Annotated in this window: 16 protein-coding genes and 2 tRNA genes; 7 read left to right on the top strand and 11 right to left on the bottom strand. The window is 72.6% G+C overall.

All coding sequences use genetic code 11. The features are described 5' to 3' along the window. Nucleotides 1-244: 244 nt before the first annotated feature. The 6 genes from clpX to ACMXGY_RS08350 form a co-directional block, all read right to left on the bottom strand. On the bottom strand, nt 245-1,531 hold the full coding sequence (gene clpX, locus ACMXGY_RS08375) for an ATP-dependent Clp protease ATP-binding subunit ClpX (RefSeq protein WP_483776384.1): 1,287 nt from the start codon (nt 1,529-1,531) through the stop codon (nt 245-247). Between the two features lie 213 nt (nt 1,532-1,744). Further along, nucleotides 1,745-2,461 carry an ATP-dependent Clp protease proteolytic subunit gene (locus tag ACMXGY_RS08370; protein ID WP_483776383.1) on the bottom strand — a complete coding sequence of 239 codons (717 nt, stop codon included), beginning with the start codon at nt 2,459-2,461 and terminating at the stop codon, nt 1,745-1,747. A 37-nt stretch (nt 2,462-2,498) separates the two neighbouring features. After that, nucleotides 2,499-3,146 (bottom strand): ATP-dependent Clp protease proteolytic subunit, encoded by a 648-nt coding sequence (locus ACMXGY_RS08365; RefSeq protein WP_483776382.1) that lies wholly within the window; start codon nt 3,144-3,146, stop codon nt 2,499-2,501. A gap of 233 nt (nt 3,147-3,379) precedes the next feature. Next, nucleotides 3,380-4,792: a trigger factor gene (tig, locus tag ACMXGY_RS08360; RefSeq protein ID WP_483776381.1), complete on the bottom strand. Its 1,413-nt coding sequence runs from the start codon at nt 4,790-4,792 to the stop codon at nt 3,380-3,382. Between the two features lie 133 nt (nt 4,793-4,925). After that, on the bottom strand, nt 4,926-5,876 hold the full coding sequence (locus ACMXGY_RS08355; protein WP_483776380.1) for a DMT family transporter: 951 nt from the start codon (nt 5,874-5,876) through the stop codon (nt 4,926-4,928). Nucleotides 5,877-5,895: 19 nt separating this feature from the next. Continuing rightward, nucleotides 5,896-5,972: transfer RNA gene (locus ACMXGY_RS08350), tRNA-Pro, on the bottom strand. Nucleotides 5,973-6,147: 175 nt separating this feature from the next. Here ACMXGY_RS08350 and ACMXGY_RS08345 point away from each other — a divergent pair. The 4 genes from ACMXGY_RS08345 to ACMXGY_RS08330 all read left to right on the top strand — a co-directional run bounded on the left by ACMXGY_RS08345 (nt 6,148) and on the right by ACMXGY_RS08330 (nt 9,522). After that, nucleotides 6,148-6,218 (top strand) — tRNA-Gly (locus tag ACMXGY_RS08345). Nucleotides 6,219-6,693: 475 nt separating this feature from the next. Next, on the top strand, nt 6,694-7,629 hold the full coding sequence (cysK, locus tag ACMXGY_RS08340; protein WP_483776379.1) for a cysteine synthase A: 936 nt from the start codon (nt 6,694-6,696) through the stop codon (nt 7,627-7,629). A gap of 1 nt (nt 7,630) precedes the next feature. Next, nucleotides 7,631-8,260, top strand: a complete 630-nt coding sequence (cysE, locus tag ACMXGY_RS08335) for a serine O-acetyltransferase (protein WP_483776378.1) — start codon at nt 7,631-7,633, stop codon at nt 8,258-8,260. A 224-nt stretch (nt 8,261-8,484) separates the two neighbouring features. Then, nucleotides 8,485-9,522: an LLM class F420-dependent oxidoreductase gene (locus tag ACMXGY_RS08330; protein WP_483776377.1), complete on the top strand. Its 1,038-nt coding sequence runs from the start codon at nt 8,485-8,487 to the stop codon at nt 9,520-9,522. 7 nt (nt 9,523-9,529) lie between these two features. On the opposite strand, the gene ACMXGY_RS08325 is transcribed toward ACMXGY_RS08330, so the two are convergent. Further along, the gene (locus ACMXGY_RS08325; protein ID WP_483776376.1) at nt 9,530-9,910 is read right to left on the bottom strand and encodes an MGMT family protein; all 381 of its coding nucleotides are present in this window, start codon (nt 9,908-9,910) and stop codon (nt 9,530-9,532) included. A gap of 99 nt (nt 9,911-10,009) precedes the next feature. Between ACMXGY_RS08325 and ACMXGY_RS08320 the strand changes: the two genes are divergently transcribed. After that, a complete protein-coding gene (locus ACMXGY_RS08320) occupies nt 10,010-11,386 on the top strand; it encodes a GNAT family N-acetyltransferase (RefSeq protein WP_483776375.1) in 1,377 nt (458 codons plus the stop codon). Nucleotides 11,387-11,390: 4 nt separating this feature from the next. On the opposite strand, the gene ACMXGY_RS08315 is transcribed toward ACMXGY_RS08320, so the two are convergent. Continuing rightward, a complete protein-coding gene (locus tag ACMXGY_RS08315; protein ID WP_483776374.1) occupies nt 11,391-12,431 on the bottom strand; it encodes an Fpg/Nei family DNA glycosylase in 1,041 nt (346 codons plus the stop codon). A 1-nt stretch (nt 12,432) separates the two neighbouring features. Then, the gene (locus ACMXGY_RS08310) at nt 12,433-12,894 is read right to left on the bottom strand and encodes a ribose-5-phosphate isomerase (RefSeq protein WP_483776373.1); all 462 of its coding nucleotides are present in this window, start codon (nt 12,892-12,894) and stop codon (nt 12,433-12,435) included. A gap of 60 nt (nt 12,895-12,954) precedes the next feature. Here ACMXGY_RS08310 and ACMXGY_RS08305 point away from each other — a divergent pair, with 60 nt between their 5' ends. Continuing rightward, a complete protein-coding gene (locus tag ACMXGY_RS08305; RefSeq protein WP_483776372.1) occupies nt 12,955-14,997 on the top strand; it encodes a M13 family metallopeptidase in 2,043 nt (680 codons plus the stop codon). 75 nt (nt 14,998-15,072) lie between these two features. Here ACMXGY_RS08305 and ACMXGY_RS08300 read toward each other — a convergent pair whose 3' ends face one another. Continuing rightward, nucleotides 15,073-16,230, bottom strand: a complete 1,158-nt coding sequence (locus ACMXGY_RS08300; protein WP_483776371.1) for a hypothetical protein — start codon at nt 16,228-16,230, stop codon at nt 15,073-15,075. A 131-nt stretch (nt 16,231-16,361) separates the two neighbouring features. Further along, complete coding sequence (locus ACMXGY_RS08295; RefSeq protein ID WP_483776370.1) at nt 16,362-17,006, bottom strand: mycothiol-dependent nitroreductase Rv2466c family protein; 645 nt, start codon at nt 17,004-17,006, stop codon at nt 16,362-16,364. Nucleotides 17,007-17,218: 212 nt separating this feature from the next. On the opposite strand from ACMXGY_RS08295, the gene pepN reads away from it, so the two are divergent. Next, nucleotides 17,219-19,798: an aminopeptidase N gene (gene pepN, locus ACMXGY_RS08290; RefSeq protein ID WP_483776369.1), complete on the top strand. Its 2,580-nt coding sequence runs from the start codon at nt 17,219-17,221 to the stop codon at nt 19,796-19,798. The last annotated feature ends 149 nt before the right edge of the window (nt 19,799-19,947 follow it).

Genomic DNA, 19,947 nt, shown 5'->3' with positions numbered 1-19,947 from the left:
CGGGCGTCCGCCTGGGGTGAGGTGATGGCGGAGCGGGTGGGGCGGGCTCGGATGCGAAGGGCGTCAAGGCCGCGCTCCTCAAACCCGCGCCCGACAGACCACGGCGACGGCGCGGACAGCCCGAGCACCGAGCCCGCCCCGCACGCGGACCCGACCACGAACCAGAGTTCTACTTCGCGCGACCAGAGTTCTACTTCGGCCGACCACGGTTCTACCTCGCGCGACCAGGGTTCTACCCCCGACGTCAGGCCGACTTCTCCCGCGGGGTCCGCGCACGCGCCGGCGCCGTACGCGGCACGATCGTCGGATTCACGTTGTCCAGCACCACCTCACGCGTGATCACGACCCGCTCCACATCATCACGCGACGGCACGTCGAACATCACCTGCTGCAACACCTCCTCCATGATCGCCCGCAACCCCCGCGCCCCCGTCCCCCGCAACAACGCCTGCTCCGCGACCGCCTGCACCGCACCCTCGCTGAACTCCAGCTCCACCCCGTCGATCGCGAACATCCGCTGATACTGCTTCACCAACGCATTCCGCGGCTGCGTCAAGATCCGCACCAACGCCTCCACGTCCAACGCCGACACCGACGCGATCACCGGCAACCGACCGATGAACTCCGGGATCAACCCGAACCGGTGCAGATCCTCCGGCCGCACCTGCGCGAACAGATCCTCCCCCGCACCCGTCTCGATCGGCGCACCAAACCCCACCCCACGCTTACGCGCACGCGCCGCCACGATGTCGTCCAACCCCGCAAAAGCCCCCGCCACGATGAACAACACGTTCGACGTATCGACCTGGATGAACTCCTGATGCGGATGCTTACGACCACCCTGCGGCGGCACCGACGCACTCGTGCCCTCGATGATCTTCAACAACGCCTGCTGCACACCCTCACCCGACACATCACGCGTGATCGAGGGGTTCTCCGCCTTCCGCGCAACCTTGTCGATCTCATCGATATAGATGATCCCCGTCTCAGCCTTCTTCACATCGAAGTCCGCCGCCTGCACCAGCTTCAACAAGATGTTCTCCACGTCCTCACCGACATACCCCGCCTCGGTGAGCGCCGTCGCATCCGCGATCGCAAACGGCACGTTCAACATCCGCGCCAACGTCTGCGCCAGATACGTCTTCCCCGTCCCCGTCGGACCGATCAACAGAATGTTCGACTTCGCCAGCTCCACATAGTCCGGGTCGTCGGGGCTCGACGGCTTCGTCTGCTCCCCCGCCTGGACGCGCTTGTAGTGGTTGTAGACAGCGACGGCCAGGGCGCGCTTGGCGGCGTCCTGGCCGATGACGTACTGCTCGAGGAAGTCGAAGATCTCCCGGGGCTTGGGGAGCTCGGTGAGGCCGAGCTCGCTCGCCTCGGCGAGCTCTTCCTCGATGATCTCGTTGCACAGGTCGATGCACTCGTCGCAGATGTACACGCCGGGACCCGCGATGAGCTTCTTGACCTGCTTCTGCGACTTGCCGCAGAACGAGCACTTCAGCAGGTCGGCGCCGTCTGAGATACGAGCCACTACGCGTCTCCTTGTCCCGGTGCCGGGGCCTGCGGCCGTCGGGGTCGACGGCGCGCGGCCCGGTCACAGCCGAGCGAGTCCTGCTCCCCATTCCACACCACGGGGCCCCCGTTGTCAGGTGGGCTCCCCGTACGGGGCCCAACGTGTCGCGCCGCCGCCCCCCGGCGGGGAGCGACGGCGCGGCGCGTGGTCATGCTGGTCGGTCGGCGTCGGTCAGGGCTTGTTGACCGCGACGGCCTTGCGGCTCTCGAGGACCTGGTCCACGAGGCCGTAGTCCTTCGCCTGTGCGGCGGTGAGGATCTTGTCGCGCTCGATGTCCTGGCGGACCTGCTCGACCGGGTTGCCCGAGTGCAGCGCGAGCGTGTCCTCGAGCCACTCGCGCATGCGGATGAGCTCGTTCGCGTGGATCTCGATGTCGGACGCCTGCGCGTAGCCGCCGCCCTCCATCGCGGGCTGGTGGATGAGCACGCGCGCGTTCGGAAGCGCGAGGCGCTTGCCCGGCTGGCCCGCGGCGAGCAGCACCGCGGCGGCGGACGCGGCCTGGCCGAGGCACACCGTCTGGATCTGCGGCTTGATGTACTGCATCGTGTCGTAGAGCGCGGTCATCGCGGTGAACGACCCGCCCGGCGAGTTGATGTAGAGGATGACGTCACGGTCGGGGTCCTGGCTCTCGAGCACGAGGAGCTGGGCCATGACGTCGTCGGCGGACGCGTCGTCGACCTGGACGCCCAGGAAGATGATGCGGTCCTCGAACAGCTTGGTGTAGGGGTCCTGCCGCTTGAAGCCGTACGCGGTGCGCTCCTCGAACTGCGGGAGCACGTAGCGGGCCGACGGCGCGCCGTCGGGCAGCGCGATGCCGCCCGGGCGGGCGCCCGCGCCGGCGAGGCGCTGCGCGGTGGACAGGTACTGGGACTCGGCGCTGAAGCTCACGGGTTCTCCTCGGGTGAAGTCTGGGTCCGGTTGCGGGTCAGGAGGCCGTGGTGCCGCCGCCGCCGGTCACCGACGAGGCGTTCGTGACGACGTGGTCGATGAAGCCGTACTCCAGCGCTTCCTCGGCCGTGAACCAGTTGTCCCGGTCGTTGTCCTTGATGATCTGCTCGAGCGACTGGCCGGTCTGCTCGGCCGTCAGCTCGGAGAGCACCCGCTTCATGTGCATGATCAGCTGGGCGTTGATGCGCACGTCGGTCGCCGTGCCGCCGATGCCGCCGGACGGCTGGTGCATCATGACGCGCGCGTGGGGCGTCGCGTACCGCTTGCCCTTGGTGCCCGAGGAGAGCAGGAACTGCCCCATCGAGGCCGCCATGCCCATCGCGATGGTCGCGACGTCCGGCTGGATGTACTGCATCGTGTCGTAGATGGCCATGCCGGCCGTGATCGACCCGCCCGGCGAGTTGATGTACAGCCAGATGTCCTTCTCCGGGTCCTCCGCCGCGAGCAGCATCATCTGGGCGCAGATCGCGTTCGCGTTCTCGTCGCGCACCTCCGAGCCGAGCCAGATGATGCGCTCCTTGAGGAGCCGGTTGTAGATGGAGTCGTTGAGTCCGAGTCCCGGACCCTCGGCGCGGTTGACCGGGGCCGTCGTGTCGGACGGCAGGTACAGCTCGTTCACTTCCATCTCCTTCGTCGCTCCCGCGGGTCGACCCCGCCTGCGCTGCTCTGGTCGGCTCCCGAGGGTGCCCGAGGTCCGGCCGTGCTGCAGTGACCCTAACGCGGCCCACGCCCGCCGTTCGTCCCGATGGGGCGGGTTTTCGCTGTCGGCGCACGAGGCGCCGTCGCCATCCGGTACGACGACGGCCCGCACCCTCGGAATGAGGGTGCGGGCCGTCGTCGGTCCGACCGGCTGGTGCGTCAGGCCTTGGTGGTGTCCTGCGCGTCGTCCTCGACCGGGGCGTCGGCAGCGGCCTCCGTCGAGTCGTCGACGAGCGCCTCCTCGACAGGCTCCGCCACGGCGGCCTCGACGTCGGCTGCCTCGTCCGCAGCGTCCTCCTCGTCCGAACCGATGAACTCGGTCAGGTCGACGACGTTGCCCGCCGAGTCCTTGACCTCGATCTGGCGCAGCGCGACGGCGAGCGACTTGGAGCGCGCGACCTCGCCGACCATGGCGGGGATCTGACCGCCCTGGTCGAGGGACTGGATGAACTGGTTCGGGTCCATGCCGTACTGGCGCGACGCGCTCACGAGGTACTCGAGGAGCTCGTTCTGGGCGACCTTGATCTCGAGCTGCTCGGCGAGCGTGTCGAGGAGGATCTGGTTGCGGATCGCGTCGGTCGCCTCGACGGTGACCTCGGCGCGGTGCTCGTCGTCCTCGAGACGGCCCTCGGACTCGAGGTGACGGTGCACCTCGGCCTCGACGACGCCCGACGGCACGGGGATCTCCACCGCGTCGTTGAGCGCCTTGAGCAGCTCGTCGCGCGCGGCGACGGCCTGGTTCGACGTCTTGATGCTCGCGACCTGCTCGCGCAGGTCCGCCGTCAGCTCGTCCAGCGTGTCGAACTCGGACGCGAGCTGGGCGAAGTCGTCGTCGGCCTCGGGGAGGTCGCGCTGCTTGACCGACGTCGCCGTGACCGTGACCTCGGCGTCGGCGCCCTCGTGCTCGCCACCGGCGAGCGGTGCCGTGAACGTCGTGGTCTCGTCCGCGGACAGACCGGTGAGCGCCTCGTCGAGACCCTCGAGCATGTTGCCCGAGCCGATCTGGTAGCTCACGCCGGAGACCGAGTCGACCTCCTCGCCGTCGATGACGGCCTTGAGGTCGAGCACGACGAAGTCGCCCTCGGCGGCCGGGCGGTCCACGCCGACGAGCGTGCCGAAGCGCTCGCGCAGCGCGTCGAGGCGCTCGGCGACGTCCTCGTCCGCGACCTCGGCGGCCTCGACCGTGACCTCGAGCGAGTCGAGCGCGGGCAGGGTGATCTCGGGGCGGACCTCGACCTCGGCGGTGAAGGCCAGCTGGCCCTCGCCGGCCTTGGCCGGGATCTCCGTGACCTCGACCTCGGGCTGGCCCAGCGGGCGCAGGCTGGCCTCGCTCGCGGCCTGGCGGTAGAAGCCGGAGAGCGCGTCGTTGACGGCGTGCTCGATCACGGCGCCCCAGCCCACGCGCTGGTCGATGACGCGCGCAGGGACCTTGCCCTTGCGGAAGCCGGGGATGTTCACCTGCTCCGCGATGTGCTTGTAGGCGTGCTCGACGCTCGGCTTGAGCTCGTCGTACTCCACCTCGACGGTCAGCTTGACCTTGGTGGGGTCCAGGGTCTCGACGGCGCTCTTCACTTCGATGATCTCCAACTGATCGGGGCGGGCCGGCGGGCGGCCGGGGACGACACCGTGCGCGCAGCGGAACCGCTCGGGCACGGAGAGGCACGCACGCGGACGTACGGGCAACCGTCCCATCGTACGGGAACGGTCAAGACGACGACGTCGCCCGCACCTTCGGGCGCTGGACCACGAGCACGGCGGCGGCGGCGACCACCCCGGCAGCGACGAGCGTCGGCCACCGCAGACCCGCCGCACCGACCAGGTCCAGGGCGATGGCCATGACCATCTGGCCGGACACGACGGTCAGGGTCAGGACGAAGGTTCCGAGGTGCCGCACCGCGAACGCCGCGGCGACCGTGATGAAGGTCCCGAGCGGGCCGCCCAGGTAGAGCCACCACTGCGGCGGGAGGGCGACGCCGTCGAGCGCGCCGAACGGCGCGGCGAGCGCGCACACGACCGAGATGCCGGCGAGACCGCCGGTGACCGAGGTGAGCGTCGCCACGACGGGGTCCCCTGTGAGCTGGGTCACGCGGCCGTTACCGGCCTGCTGCCCGCACAGCACCGCGCCGCCGACGAAAAGGGACGCGCCGGCGACGACGACGGCCCAGCCACCGCCGCCCCCGGAAGCACCACCGAGCACCGCGATCCCGAGACCGCAGAGCGCCAGGAGGCCTGCGGCCACGCGTCGCGGGGTCAGGCGGATCGGGACGGGCACCCCCACTCCCCGGGCGTCGAGCGTCAGGCCGGCCACGGTCTGGCCCGCGACCGAGCACACGGTGGCGATCGCCACGCCGACGACCGGTATCCCCGCGGCCATCGCGACCACGACGGGCACGCTGCACAGCCCGACCGCGAACCACCACCAGGCGGCCGCCGCGCGCAGCACCCCCACGGTCGCGCGCACGCGGCGCCGGACGACGACCAGGAGCACGGCCGCCAGCAGGGTGCCGACGTAGGAGAGCCACGCGGCGACGAGCGGGCCGGCACCGGCCGAGGCGAGGTCTCCGTTGAGCAGGCCCTGCAGCGACAGGAGCGCCCCGCTCCCCGCGGCGACCAGCGCGGCGACGGTCGCACGCGAGGACGGGGTCGTGCTCGTCACGCGGGCCTCTCAGACTTCATGGTCGGGGTGACAGGATTTGAACCTGCGACCTTCCGCTCCCAAAGCGGACGCGCTACCAACCTGCGCCACACCCCGCACGCCCCTCGAGACGGGCGAGCATCGGCAAGTGTACTGGTGGGACCGGGCGCTGCGGACGACGGGGCGCGCGAGCGGTCGCGGGCGTTTGCTAAGGTTACGGCCGCAGGTCGGCGGCACCGGAGGATCGCGGCTCCCTCTCGACGGGAACCGGATCGCGTGCCCGACGACCCGCGCGGGCGTAGCTCAATGGTAGAGCCCCAGTCTTCCAAACTGGCTACGCGGGTTCGATTCCCGTCGCCCGCTCCCTCCGACGACACTCCCTCGTCCTCCGGGCGCCTCGCAGCACGCGAGGCGCCCGTCCGTCTTCCTGGGCGGACGGCGTTGCGGGTGCCCGACACGGACCGATAGCCTCGTGCCCAGTGCCGGTCGCGCGTCCCGATCCTCGGGACCCGGTGGCACGCCCGACCAGGAGGAGCGAGGAATGACCGCGACGAGCGCGCGTCCTGCATCGCTGCACCGCGCCGTCTCGCGCACCTCCTGTTGTCCCTGTCTCGGCTGTCGCTGACGACCGCCCCCGCGCGACGCCCCGCGCCCCGCCTGCACGTACCGCGCCGGTGAGCGTGAGGCGTCCTCGCGACACCGCACCCGTCGCGCCCCGCGCGCCCGCCGGAAGACTCGACCAGACTCGGTCGAGGGTCCGGGACCGCGAGCGCACCCCGACCCCTGGATCGGCACCCCCACCCCGGCTCACCAGCAGCCGTCGACAGAAGAGGAAACCATGGCCCGCATCTACGACGACGTCACGAAGCTCGTCGGCAACACCCCCCTCGTGCGTCTCAACAAGCTCACCGACGGCATCGACGCGACGGTGGTGGGCAAGCTGGAGTTCTACAACCCGGCGAACTCGGTGAAGGACCGCATCGGCGTGTCGATCATCGACGCCGCCGAAGCGGCGGGAGTCCTGAAGCCGGGCGGCACGATCGTCGAGGCGACGTCCGGCAACACGGGCATCGCGCTGGCGATGGTCGGCGCGGCTCGTGGCTACGACGTCGTCCTCACGATGCCCGAGACCATGTCGAAGGAGCGCCGCGCGCTGCTGCGCGCGTTCGGTGCCGAGCTCATCCTCACGCCGGGCTCGGAAGGCATGAAGGGTGCCGTCAACAAGGCCGACGAGGTCGTGGCCGAGCGCGAGGGAGCGATCCTCGCGCGCCAGTTCGCGAACGAGGCGAACCCGGAGATCCACCGCCGGACGACGGCCGAGGAGATCTGGGCCGACACGGACGGCGAGGTCGACATCGTGGTCGCCGGGATCGGCACGGGCGGCACCATCACGGGCGTCGGGCAGGTGCTCAAGGAGCGCAAGCCCGGCGTGCAGATCATCGCGGTCGAGCCCGAGGAGTCCGCGATCCTCAACGGCGGTCAGCCCGGGCCGCACAAGATCCAGGGCATCGGCGCCAACTTCGTGCCCGAGATCCTCGACACCTCCGTCTACGACGAGGTGATCGACGTCAACGCGGAGACCGCCGTGGAGTACGCGCGCCGGGCCGCCAAGGAGGAGGGTCTGCTCGTGGGCATCTCGTCGGGCGCCGCGATCGCGGCGGCGCTCCAGGTCGCGAAGCGGCCCGAGAACGCCGGCAAGCTCATCGTGACGATCATCCCGTCGTTCGGCGAGCGCTACCTGTCCTCGGTCCTCTACGCGGACCTGCTGGACTGACGTGTCCGTCCCGCAGACGCACCGCAGGACTGCCGGCTACCGGCTGCGCCGGTTCGTGCGCGTGCTCGGCGAGGACCTCGAGGCGGCCCGGCGACGCGACCCCGCGGCGCGCAGCCGCCTCGAGGTCGCGCTCGCCTACCCGGGGGTGCACGCCGTGTGGGCGTACCGGCTCGCGCACCGCATGTGGCGTGAGCCGCTGCTGCGCCTGCCCGCGCGGCTCGTGTCCCAGCTCGCACGCGCGGTCACCGGTGTCGAGATCCACCCCGGGGCCCGCATCGGGCGACGGCTGTTCATCGACCACGGCATGGGGGTCGTCGTCGGCGAGACGGCGGTCGTCGGGGACGACGTCGTGCTGTTCCACACGTCGACGCTCGGGGGGCGCTCGATGAAGCGGGGCAAGCGTCACCCGACGCTCGGCGACCGGGTCGTCGTGGGAGCCGGCGCGAAGATCCTCGGACCCGTGTGGGTCGGAGACGACGCGCAGGTCGGGGCGAACGCCGTCGTCGTCAAGGACGTCCCCGCGGGCGCGGTCGCGGTGGGAGTCCCGGCGACGGTCCGGATGCCGGCCGCGGCCCCCGCCCAGCGCGAGACCGTCGAGGACCCCTCGCTGCTCATCGAGTACGTGATCTGACCGCGTGACCGAGCGCTCCACCGGGCCGTCGTCCTTCGGGACGGCGGCCCGTCGTTCGTCGTGCCGCCGGGGTCCGTGGATCGGCTAGGGTGAGTGCGGGCGGTACCCGAGACTTCGCGTACCGGATACCCCCTGCCCGCTGCGCAGCCGGGTACCGCCCGCTCTCGACTCCCGTGCCGCTCCGGCGGCCGTCCACCACGACACCTCGACGAAGAGGAGCCCGCATGCGTCTCGGCATCCACACCGGCTACTGGTCAGCCGGCCCCCCGGAGGGCATCCAGGACGCGGTCGTCGCGGCCGACCGCCTCGGCGTCGACTCGGTGTGGACCGCGGAGGCCTACGGCTCCGACGCCTTCACGCCGCTCGCCTGGTGGGGTGCGCGCACGTCGCGCATCCGGCTCGGGACCGCGGTCGCGCAGATCTCGGCGCGAACTCCCACCGCCACGGCGATGGCCGCCCTGACGATGGACCACCTGTCGGGCGGCCGGTTCGTCCTGGGACTCGGCGTCTCCGGCCCGCAGGTGGTCGAGGGCTGGTACGGGCAGCCGTACGCGAAGCCGCTCGCCCGCACGCGGGAGTACGTCGACGTCGTCCGGCAGGTGCTCGCCCGCGAGGCACCCGTGACCTCGTCCGGCCCCCACTACCCGCTGCCGCTCCCCGAGGGCGCCGGCACCGGGCTGGGCAAGGCGCTGCGCTCGACCGTGCACCCGCTGCGCGCCGACCTGCCCATCCACCTCGCCGCGGAAGGGCCGAAGAACATCGCGCTCGCGGCCGAGATCGCCGACGGCTGGCTGCCCCTGTTCTACTCGCCCCGCATGGACGCCTCGTTCCGCGAGCTCCTCGCGGACGGGTTCGCGAAGCGGTCACCCGAGCGGTCTCCCGAGGCCGACTTCGAGGTGAGCGCCACCGTGCCCGTCGTCGTGCACGAGCACGTCGAGCGCGCCGCCGACCAGGTGCGACCGTTCCTCGCGCTGTACGTCGGCGGCATGGGCGCGAAGGGCGCGAACTTCCACCGCGACGCGCTCGACCGCCTCGGGTACGCCGAGGCGTGCGACGAGATCCAGGCGCACTACCTCGCGGGGCGCAAGGACCTCGCGGTCGCCGCGGTCCCGACCGCGATGGTCGAGGACGTCGCGCTCGTCGGGCCGGCCGAGAAGATCGCGCGCGACCTCGCCGCCTGGCGCGAGACCGCGGTGACGACCCTCCTGGTGCAGGGCGACGCGACCGCCGTCCAGACGATCGCGCCCCTCCTCGCGGGCTGACGCGGCGTCAGTCCGTCTCCGGGAACCACACCGCGCGGCGCAGGTCCACGCGTCGGCCGTCGCGCGACAGGGGGCAGCCCTCGGCGCGCAGCTCGGTGAGCGCCGCGTCGAGATGGTGCGCCGGCGGCGACCCTGCGGCGTTGACGACGCGCCACCACGGGACCGGTGCCCCGTCGTCGTCGACGCCGGACGACCCCGCGAGCACCTGACCCACCTGTCGTGGCCCGCCGCGGTGGAGGTCCTCGGCGACGATCTCCGCGACGAGCCCGTACGTCATGGCCCTCGCGGCCGGGATCCGGCGCACGAGGGCGAGCACGGCCCCCGCGTACTGGGCCGCGGCGGCGGTCGCGTCGGTCGGGTCGCTGCGTCGTTCGACGGGCCGTTCCATAGGGACAGACTGTAGAGCGCACGCGCGGTGCGCGGGCGGTGGCGGCCGGGCCCGGATTGTCCTGGCGCCCCGCGGTGGTGAGCGGCCAGGATCGGACCCATGAGCGACCACCGCCCGACCACGGCCCCCGCACCCTCCGACAGCACGGAGGCCGTCCGCCTGCCCGACGGCTACGAGATCGTCCCGCTCACGGCCGCCGACCTGCGCGACGTGCTCGACCTCGACACGACGGTCTTCCCGTCCGCTATCGAGGTCGACGAGCTCGTCGACCTGCCGTTCCCGCTCACGTGGGAGCGCACGCTCGGCGTCGTGCGCGAGCACGAGGACACGGGCTCCCTGCCCGTCGACGGGACGCTCCCGGTGAGCCGGGACCTCGTCGCGATGCACGCGTCGTACCCGTTCTCGCGCTTCCCCGTCCCGGGCGCGACGGCGCCCGTCGCGGGGCTCACGTGGGTCGGCGTGCACCCCGGGCACCGCCGTCGCGGGATCCTGTCGGCGATGATCGACACGCACCTCGCGCGGTGCCGCGAGCGCGGCGAGCCGCTGTCCGCGCTGTTCGCCGCGGAGGCCGCGATCTACGGGCGGTTCGGGTACGGCAAGGCCGCCGACGACGTGCGGCTCACCGTCCCGCGCGGCGTCGCCCTGCGCGACGTCCCGGGCGCGGAGCGGCACACCGTCCGCATCGAGCGCGCGGACCGCGCGCGGCACGGTGACCTGGTCGCGTCGCTGCACGAGCGCGCGGGCGCCGACCCCACGGGCCAGGGACCGGGCCTCAACCGGCCGGGCTGGGCGGCGCGCGAGACGCCCGAGCTGCAGGCGACGTTCTGGGACGACGCGAAGGTGTGGCGCAAGGACCGCGAGGCGACGCGCATCGTGATCGTCGAGCTCGACGGCGAGCCGCGCGGGTACGCACGGTTCCACCGCAAGCTCTCGTGGGAGGTCACCGGGCCGCGGGGACCGGTGAGCACCGGCGAGGTCGTCGCGCTCGACGCCGCGGCGGCCCGTGCCCTGTGGGGCGTGCTCACGGACCTGGACCTCACGCACGAGGTGACGCCGTTCACGCTCCCGGTCGACGACGTCGTCACGAGCCTCATGGTCGACCCGCGCTCCGCGGCGCCGCGCCTCGCCGACAACCTCTGGGTCCGGGTCGTGGACGTCCCCGCGGCGCTCGCCGCACGCCGTTACGCCGCGGACCTCGACGTCGTCCTGCACGTGACCGACGAACGCCTGGCGGACAACGCGGGGCACTGGCGCCTGCGTGCGTCCGCGTTCGGCGACGCGCACGCCGGCCGCACGGAGGACGCCGCCGACCTCTCGCTCGACGTGCGCGAGCTCGGCGCCGCCTACCTCGGCGGGACGTCGCTCGCGAGCCTCGCCGCGGCGGGCCTCGTCACCGAGCACTCGTCCGGTGCGCTCGCGCGCGCGAGCGCGGCGTTCGGCTGGCCGGTCGCGCCGGTGTGCAGCTGGGTGTTCTGAGCGGTCAGGCCTGGCAGACGCCGCACCGGTAGAGGGTGCGACCCGCGAGCTCGGAGAGCAGGACCGGGGTGCCGCACACGCGGCAGGGCAGGCCGTCCCGGTGGTAGACGTAGAACGCCTCGTCCGCCGGGACGGCGTCGGGTGCGCCGTCGGTGTTCTGGCGGACGCGTCGCCGGTCCGGGACGGCCTGCCCGCCGGCTTCGGTCGCCCCGGCGGACGTCGCGGCCCCGCCGTCCCGGTCCTCGGGACGTGTCGTGACGATCGCCCCCGTGCGCGTCCCGTCGCGCATGAGCACCACGAGGTCGTCCCACAGCGAGCGCAGGTCGTCGGTCGGCACGTCGCGACCGGGACGCAGCGGGTCGAGGCGCGCACGGAAGAGCGACTCGGCCCGGTAGATGTTCCCGACGCCCGCCACGACGTCCTGGCTCATGAGGAGCAGCCCGACCGGGCTGCGCGAGCGCCGGACGCCGGCGACGAAGTCCTCGCGCGGGTCTGGCTCGTCCGGGCCCGGGTCGCGGATCGGGTCGGGGCCGAGGCGGCTCTCGACCGCACGCTTCTCCTCGCCCGTGATCACCTCGCACGCCGTGGGCCCCGTGAGGTCTGCCACGGCGTGCTCCCCGACGAGCCGCACGCGCACGGCGCCGCGCGGGGCCGGGGGCGTCCAGGCGCCGTCGGACCCGACCGTGACGCCAGGTCCGACGGGGACCGACTCGCGCTCCCCGATCCGACGGCGCGGCGCGCCGATCGCGTGCACGACGGCGGTGCTCGCGTCTCCGGCGAACGTCCACGCGCCGTAGAGGCCGAGATGGACGCGCAGCCAGCGCACGTCGTCCCCGGTCGGCGAGGCCACGGCGGCGCCCTCCGGCGCGACGAAGCCGAGGAAGAGCTGCTTGCCCCACGCCTCGCTCGCGACGAGCACGTGGCCGTCGAGGAGCGCGGCACCCGCCGCGAACCGGCCCTGCGGGCTGCTCACCGCGAGCCGTTCGCCGACGAACAGCTCGCCGAACGCCCGTGCGAGGCGATGGACGGTGTGACCCTCGGGCACGTCAGGCCGAGGTGCCGCGCGCCGCCTCGTACGCCGCGAGCTGGTCGATGCGGCGCTGGTGCCGCTGGTCGCCGCTGAACGGCTCGGCGAGGAACGCGTCGACGAGCTCGACGGCCTCGTCGACGGAGTGCTGGCGCGCGCCGACAGCCACGACGTTCGCGTCGTTGTGCTGGCGCCCGAGCCGCGCCGTCTCGAGGTTCCACGCGAGCGCGGCGCGCACGCCGTCGACCTTGTTGGCCGCGATCTGCTCGCCGTTGCCCGATCCGCCGATGACCACGCCGAGGGAGCCGGGCTCCGCGACGACGGCCTCGCCCGCCGCGAAGCAGAACGACGGGTAGTCGTCCTGCGCGTCGTAGGTGTGTGCACCGTGGTCGACGACGTCGTGGCCCGCGGCCTCGAGGTGCTCGACGAGGTGGGTCTTGAGCTCGTAGCCGGCGTGGTCCGCGGCGAGGTGAACGCGCATGCGCCCATCATGCCGCAGGCAGGGGCCTCGACGTCGGGCCGAGGCCGTAGCCTGAGACGCATGACACAGACCTCCCCTCTGTCCACGTCCGTCGGCCCGGGCGAGCCGCGCTCGGGCATCGACCTCGAGGCCCTCGACCCCGCGACCCGCCCGCAGGACGACCTCTACCGCCACGTCAACGGCCGGTGGCTCGCGACGCACGAGATCCCCGCGGACCGCGCCATGGACGGCGCGTTCCGCGCGCTGCACGACCAGGCCGAGGTGCACGTGCGCGAGATCATCACCGACCTCGGCGAAGCGGTCGCGTCGGGCGGCGAGGACGTCGGTGCGGACGCCGCGAAGGTGGGCGCGCTCTACGCGAGCTTCATGGACACGGACACCATCGAGGCCCTCGGCACCACGCCGCTGCAGAGCGACCTGAGCCTGATCTCGCTCGCGACGACGCAGGCCGAGCTCACCGGTGCGCTCGGGGCGCTGCAGCGCACGGGCGGCGCGGGGGCGGTCGGGTTCTGGGTCGACAACGACGCGAAGGACCCGGAGCGCTACGTCGCGTACCTCTACCAGTCGGGGCTCGGCCTCCCGGACGAGGCGTACTACCGCGAGGACCAGTACGCGCCCGTGCGCGAGAAGTACGCGCCGCACGTCGCGCGCATGCTCACGCTCGCGGGCGTCACGGCGGAGACGTGGGGTGCGGCGCCCGAGGAGGCCGCCGAGCGGATCCTGGCGCTGGAGACGAAGCTCGCCGCGAAGCACTGGGACGTCGTGCGCGACCGCGACGCCGACCTCACCTACAACCCGCGCACGCTCGCGGCACTGACCGAGGAGGCGCCCGGCTTCGACTGGCGCGCCTGGGTCCTCGCGCTGGGCGCGCCGCAGGGGTCCCTGGACGACGTCGTCGTGCGCGAGCCCGACTTCGCGAAGGGCTTCGCCGAGCTCTGGGCGAGCGAGCCGCTCGAGGACTGGAAGCTCTGGATGGTCTACCACCTGGTGAGCGCCCGGGCCCCGTACCTCACCGACGAGCTCGTCGAGGCGAACTTCGACTTCTACGGCCGCACGCTCTCGGGTGCGCAGGAGGTGCGCGAGCGCTGGAAGCGCGGCGTCTCCGTCGTCGAGGGCGCGCTGGGCGAGGCCGTCGGCGCGCAGTACGTCGCACGGCACTTCCCGCCCGCGCACAAGGCGCGCATGGAGGAGCTCGTCGCCTACCTGGTCGCCGCCTACCGCGAGTCGATCTCCGCGCTCGACTGGATGACCGCCGAGACCAAGACCAAGGCGCTCGCGAAGCTCGAGGCCTTCACGCCCAAGATCGGCTACCCCGTGAAGTGGCGCGACTACTCCGCGCTCGTCGTCGAGGCCGACGACCTCGTGGGCAACGTCCGGCGCGCGCACGCCTTCGGGCAGGACCGTGAGCTGAGCAAGATCGGGAAGCCGCTCGACCGCGACGAGTGGTTCATGACGCCGCAGACCGTCAACGCCTACTACAACCCGGGCATGAACGAGATCGTCTTCCCCGCCGCGATCCTCCAGCCGCCGTTCTTCGACCCCGAGGCCGACGACGCCGTCAACTACGGCGGGATCGGAGCCGTGATCGGGCACGAGATCGGTCACGGCTTCGACGACCAGGGCTCCAAGTACGACGGCGCAGGCCGCCTCGAGGACTGGTGGACCGCCACGGACCGCGCCGAGTTCGAGAAGCGCACGAAGGCGCTCATCGCCCAGTACGACGCGTTCCGCCCCGCCCAGCTGGGAGCGGACGGGCCCCACGTGAACGGCGCGCTGACGATCGGCGAGAACATCGGCGACCTCGGCGGGCTGTCGATCGCGCTCAAGGCCTACCGCATCGCGCTCGGCCGCCCGCTCGCGGAGGCGCCCGTGATCGAGGGGCTCACGGGTATCGAGCGCGTGTTCCTCGGCTGGGCGCAGGTCTGGCAGTCGAAGGGCCGCGACGAGGAGGTCGTGCGCCGGATCGCCACCGACCCGCACTCCCCCAACGAGTTCCGCTGCAACGGCGTGGTCCGCAACGTCGACGAGTTCTACGAGGCGTACGGCGTCGGCCCCGACGACGCGCTCTACCTCGCCCCCGAGGACCGCGTGCGCATCTGGTAGGCATCCTGGTGGACGGCGAGACACGCGAGGGAGGGCCGTGGTCGTGGACCACGGCCCTCCCTCGCCGGTCGGCGGTCAGAGCGGGCGGATCCCCGCCCGCGCGATGGTGAAGCCCTCGCCGGTGGCGTCGTCCCGGCACGTCATTCCGGTCTCCGCGCTGTCGCACGTGTACCCGCCGACGGTCTTCGACGAGCCGTAGGCGAGGATCGCGACGTCCGCCGCGGCGGGCTGCGGCTGCTCCGCCGCGGGGACGCACGGCGTGGAGACCCCGGAGTCGTCGAGCACGACGCGGTACCCCTGCGTGCCCTCGCACCCGTCGACGGGTGCGGGCTGGGTCGCGAGCTGCGCGATCTCGCACGTCACGCCGACGTCCGTCACCTCGCACGTGATGTTGCGGGACTCGGACGCGAACGTCTCGGAGACCGTCGGCTCCGCGTCGGGCGTCTCGCCGGTGCCCTCGGTCGCCGTCGCCGCGGGCGGCGTCGTGCCCTGCGCGGCAGGGTCCTCGTCGCCCCCGCCGAGGAGCGAGATCGCGAAGACCACCGCACCGATGACGAGCAGCGCGTCGACCACGATGAACGCGATCCAGCCCGGGCTCAGCCGGTCGGACCCGCGGCCGCCCCGGCGTCCTCCCCCGTCGCCGGCACCACGACCGGCCGGCGGCCGGGACGTCCCCGAGCCGCCGCCCGAACCCGGGGTGGCGCCGGTCGGCGGGGTTGCCGCGACGGCGGCCGGCGGGTGGTAGGCGGGCTGCGCCGCCTGGGGCTGGCCGGGGTACGTGGCCGCGGGAGCCGCGTACCCGTTCGGCGCGTGCTCGGCGGCGTACGAGGGCCGGCTCGCCGACGACCCGACCGGGGCCGCCGTCGCGAACCCGTTCTGCTCCGTCGCGTACCGGACGCGCTGCGGCGGCGCCGGGTAGGACGTGGGCGCGGGCACGGCCGGCTGCGCGGCGGTCGGCAGCTGCGTGACGGGCGTGACGTGCTGGACCGTCGCCGGCTGGAAGGCGGACGCCGGTGCGACCATCGTCGGCTGCGCGTCCGCAGGAGCGGCGTGCGGTGCCGCGACACGGGACGTCGGGCCCGACGTCGGCGTGTACGACGGCGGCGGTCCCGCCTGGGCCGCCGGCGCCGGCGGGTACGTGACGGTGTGCTGGGCGCCGTCCCGGGTGCCCGCGGTCCCCGGCACGCCGCCGGGCGGCGGCGGCGGGGGTGGCACGGGTACGTTCGGGGACATGCTGGGCTCCTCGCGGGGTCCTCGTCGGTCTCGCCCGGCGCGACCGGGCGGCGGGACTCCTGACAGCACCCGCAACCTGACGAAGCATGGCACGACGCACCCGTGCGGGTCGAACCCCGCGAGGTCGGACGTCAGTCGAAGACCGGCCCCTGGGTGCGCGTGCGCTTCATCTCGAAGAAGCCCGGTGTGCTCGCGACGAGGACGCACCCGTCCCACAGCCGACCTGCGGCTTCGCCCTTCGGCGCCGGCGTCACGACGGGTCCGAAGAAGGCGGTGTCGCCGAACGCGACGACCGGCGTGCCGACGTCCTCGCCCACGCGCCCGATGCCCTCGGCGTGCGACGCCCGGAGCTGCTCGTCGTATGCGTCCGACCCAGCGGCGTCGGCCAGCGACGCGGGCAGCCCGACCTCGTCGAGCGCCTCGGACAGCACGGCGTCGTAGTCCTTCCGGCCACCCGGGTGCAGGCGCGTGCCGATGGCGTCGTAGAGGGGCTTGACGACGTCGTCCCCGTGCTCGACGCGTGCCGCCGTGACGACACGGACCGGCCCCCACGCCTTCTCCATGAGGTCGCGGTACTCCTCCGGCAGGTCCCGGCCCTCGTTGAGCACGGCGAGGCTCATGACGTGCCAGCGCACCGTCACGTCGCGCACCTGCTCGACCTCGCCCATCCAGCGGCTGGTCATCCACGCCCACGGGCACACGGGGTCGAACCAGAAGTCGGCGACGCGCACGTCGTTCTCGGTCGCGGTGGTCTCGGACGTCGCGGTGAGGGTCACTGGACGGTCTCCTTCGTGGTGGCGGCCGGTGAGCCGGTCCGCAGATCGGTGCGGCGCTGTGCGCCCGGGGCAACGTTCCCCCAGAATCTCGACGCTACGCAGCGGCAGCGTATTCCCGGGAGCGGGCGTGGGCGTGCGTGGGATGATCGTCCGTGGCCCACAGGCCGCCGTCGAGGCCGGTACCAGGCCCGACCCGAGACCGAGGAGATGCAGTGCCCGGAGAGAACCTCACCCGTGCCGAGGCGAGCGAGCGCGCGGGGATCGTCGACGTCCAGTCCTACGACGTCGCCCTCGACCTGACGACGGGCGCGACGACGTTCGCGTCGACCACCGTGGTGCGGTTCACCGCGACCGAGGGCGCGGGCACGTTCGTCGACCTCGTCGCGCCGGGCGTGCGCGAGGTCGTGCTCAACGGTCGGTCGCTGGAGCCGGCGGTCGTGTTCGCCGACTCGCGCATCGCGCTCGACGGGCTGGCCGCGGAGAACGAGCTGCGGGTCGTCGCAGACTGCGCGTACACGAACACCGGTGAGGGCCTGCACCGGTTCGTCGACCCCGTCGACGACGAGGTGTACCTCTACACGCAGTTCGAGGTGCCGGACTCGCGCCGCGTCTTCGCGGTGTTCGAGCAGCCCGACCTCAAGGCGACGTTCGCCTTCACGGTGACGGCGCCCGCCGCGTGGCAGGTCGTGAGCAACCAGCCGACCCCCGAGCCGGTCGCGCTGGGCACGAAGCCGGACCCGACGGGGACCGGTGCGGGCGACGTCGAGGTCGCACGCTGGGAGTTCGAGCCCACGCCGCGCATCTCCTCCTACATCACCGCGCTCGTCGCCGGCCCGTACGTCGTCGAGCGGAGCGAGCTCACGTCGTCGGACGGGCGCACGATCCCGCTCGGCGTCTTCTGCCGGGCCTCGCTCGCGGACCACATGGACGCCGACTACGTGTTCGACAAGACCCGCGAGGGCTTCGCGTTCTTCGAGGACGCGTTCGAGCACCCGTACCCGTTCGACAAGTACGACCAGCTCTTCGTGCCCGAGTACAACATGGGCGCGATGGAGAACGCCGGGTGCGTGACGTTCACCGAGACGTACGTGTTCCGCTCCAAGGTCACGGACGCCGTGAAGGAGCGGCGCGTCGTGACGATCCTCCACGAGCTCGCGCACATGTGGTTCGGCGACCTCGTCACCATGAAGTGGTGGAACGACCTCTGGCTCAACGAGTCGTTCGCGGAGTACGCCTCCACCCTGGCGACCGCCGAGGCCACCGAGTGGACCGAGGCCTGGACGACGTTCACCGCGATGGAGAAGTCGTGGGCCTACCGCCAGGACCAGCTCCCCTCGACCCACCCGATCGTCGCGACGATCAACGACCTCGAGGACGTCTTCGTCAACTTCGACGGCATCACCTACGCCAAGGGCGCGTCCGTGCTCAAGCAGCTCGTGGCGTGGGTGGGCAAGGACCAGTTCCTCGCGGGGGTCGCCGCGTACTTCCGCAAGCACGCCTGGCAGAACACGGAGCTGCGCGACCTCCTGGTCGAGCTCGAGGCCACGAGCGGCCGTGACCTCACGCAGTGGTCGGCGAAGTGGCTCGAGACGGCCGGCGTGAACACGCTGCGCCCCGAGATCGAGGTCGACGCGCACGGTCGCGTCGTGGCGTTCGCCGTGCTCCAGTCCGCCGCCGCAGACCACCCGACGCTGCGTCCACACCGCCTCGGCATCGGCTTCTACGACCTCGTCGACGGCGTCCTGACCCGGGTGCACCGCGTCGAGGTGGACGTCGACGGCGCACGGACCGAGGTGCCCGAGCTGCTCGGGCTCGACCGCCCCCAGCTCGTCCTGCTCAACGACGACGACCTGGCCTACGCGAAGATCCGGCTCGACGCCGCGTCGCTGCAGGTCGCGACGGAGCACCTCGCCGACCTCGCCGACCCGCTCGCACGCTCCCTCGTCTGGGGCTCGGCGTGGGACGCGACGCGCGACGGCGAGACGCCCGCGAGCGACTACGTCCGGCTCGTCCTCGCCAACATCGCACGCGAGACGGAGTCGACGACGATCCGCACGACGCTCAACCAGCTCGCGCTCGCGGTGAAGTCCTACGTGAGCCCCGAGCGGCGCGCCGAGACGCTCGAGCACGTCGGCGACGTGCTGTGGTCGCTCGCCCAGGAGGCGACGGCGGGCTCGGACCTCCAGTTCCAGCTCGTGAAGTTCTTCGCGCACCTCGCGTCGACGCCCGCGCACGGCACCGCGCTGCGCTCCCTTCTCGACGGCTCGGCGGCGCTCGACGGGCTCGAGATCGACACCGACCTCCGCTGGGAGATCCTCGAGGGCCTCGTGCTGCTCGACCTCGCGGCCGACGACGAGATCGAGGCCACCCTCGTCGACGACTCGACGGCGACCGGCCAGCAGTCGGCCGCCCGCGCCCGGGCCACGGTGCCGACCGCCGACGCCAAGCGCGCCGCGTTCGACCGGCTCGTCGGGTCGGACGACGCCCCCAACGCGATCGTGCGCGCCACGACGCTCGGGTTCCAGCACGTCAACGACCCCGCGTCGCTCGCCCCGCTCGTCGGCGCGTACTTCGACGCCCTGCTCCCCCTGTGGGACGAGCGGTCGTACCACATCGCCGAGGCGCTGGTCACCGGCCTCTACCCGGCACCGCTCGCCAACGCGGCCCTGCGCGACGCCACGCAGGACTGGCTCGACGCCAACGCCGACGCGGCCCCAGCGCTGCGCCGCCTGGTCGTCGAGAACCTCGCCGGCGTCGAGCGCGCACTGACCGCCCAGGCCGCCGACGCCTGACCCGACCGCACCGTCGGTGCGCCGGCGGTCCGCCGTCGGTGCGCCGACGGCGTGGGCCGAGCGTGCCGTGGTCAGGTCCGCGGGTGGGGCGGCGTCGGTGCTCGGGCTGTCCGCGCCGTCACCCTGGTCCGTCGGGCGTGGGTCTTGGT

It is taken from the genome of Cellulosimicrobium sp. G4 BAM 1002 (genome assembly GCF_057126935.1).
Note: the sequence above shows the minus strand (reverse complement) of the source record. Positions and strands in the feature narration are given on the sequence as shown.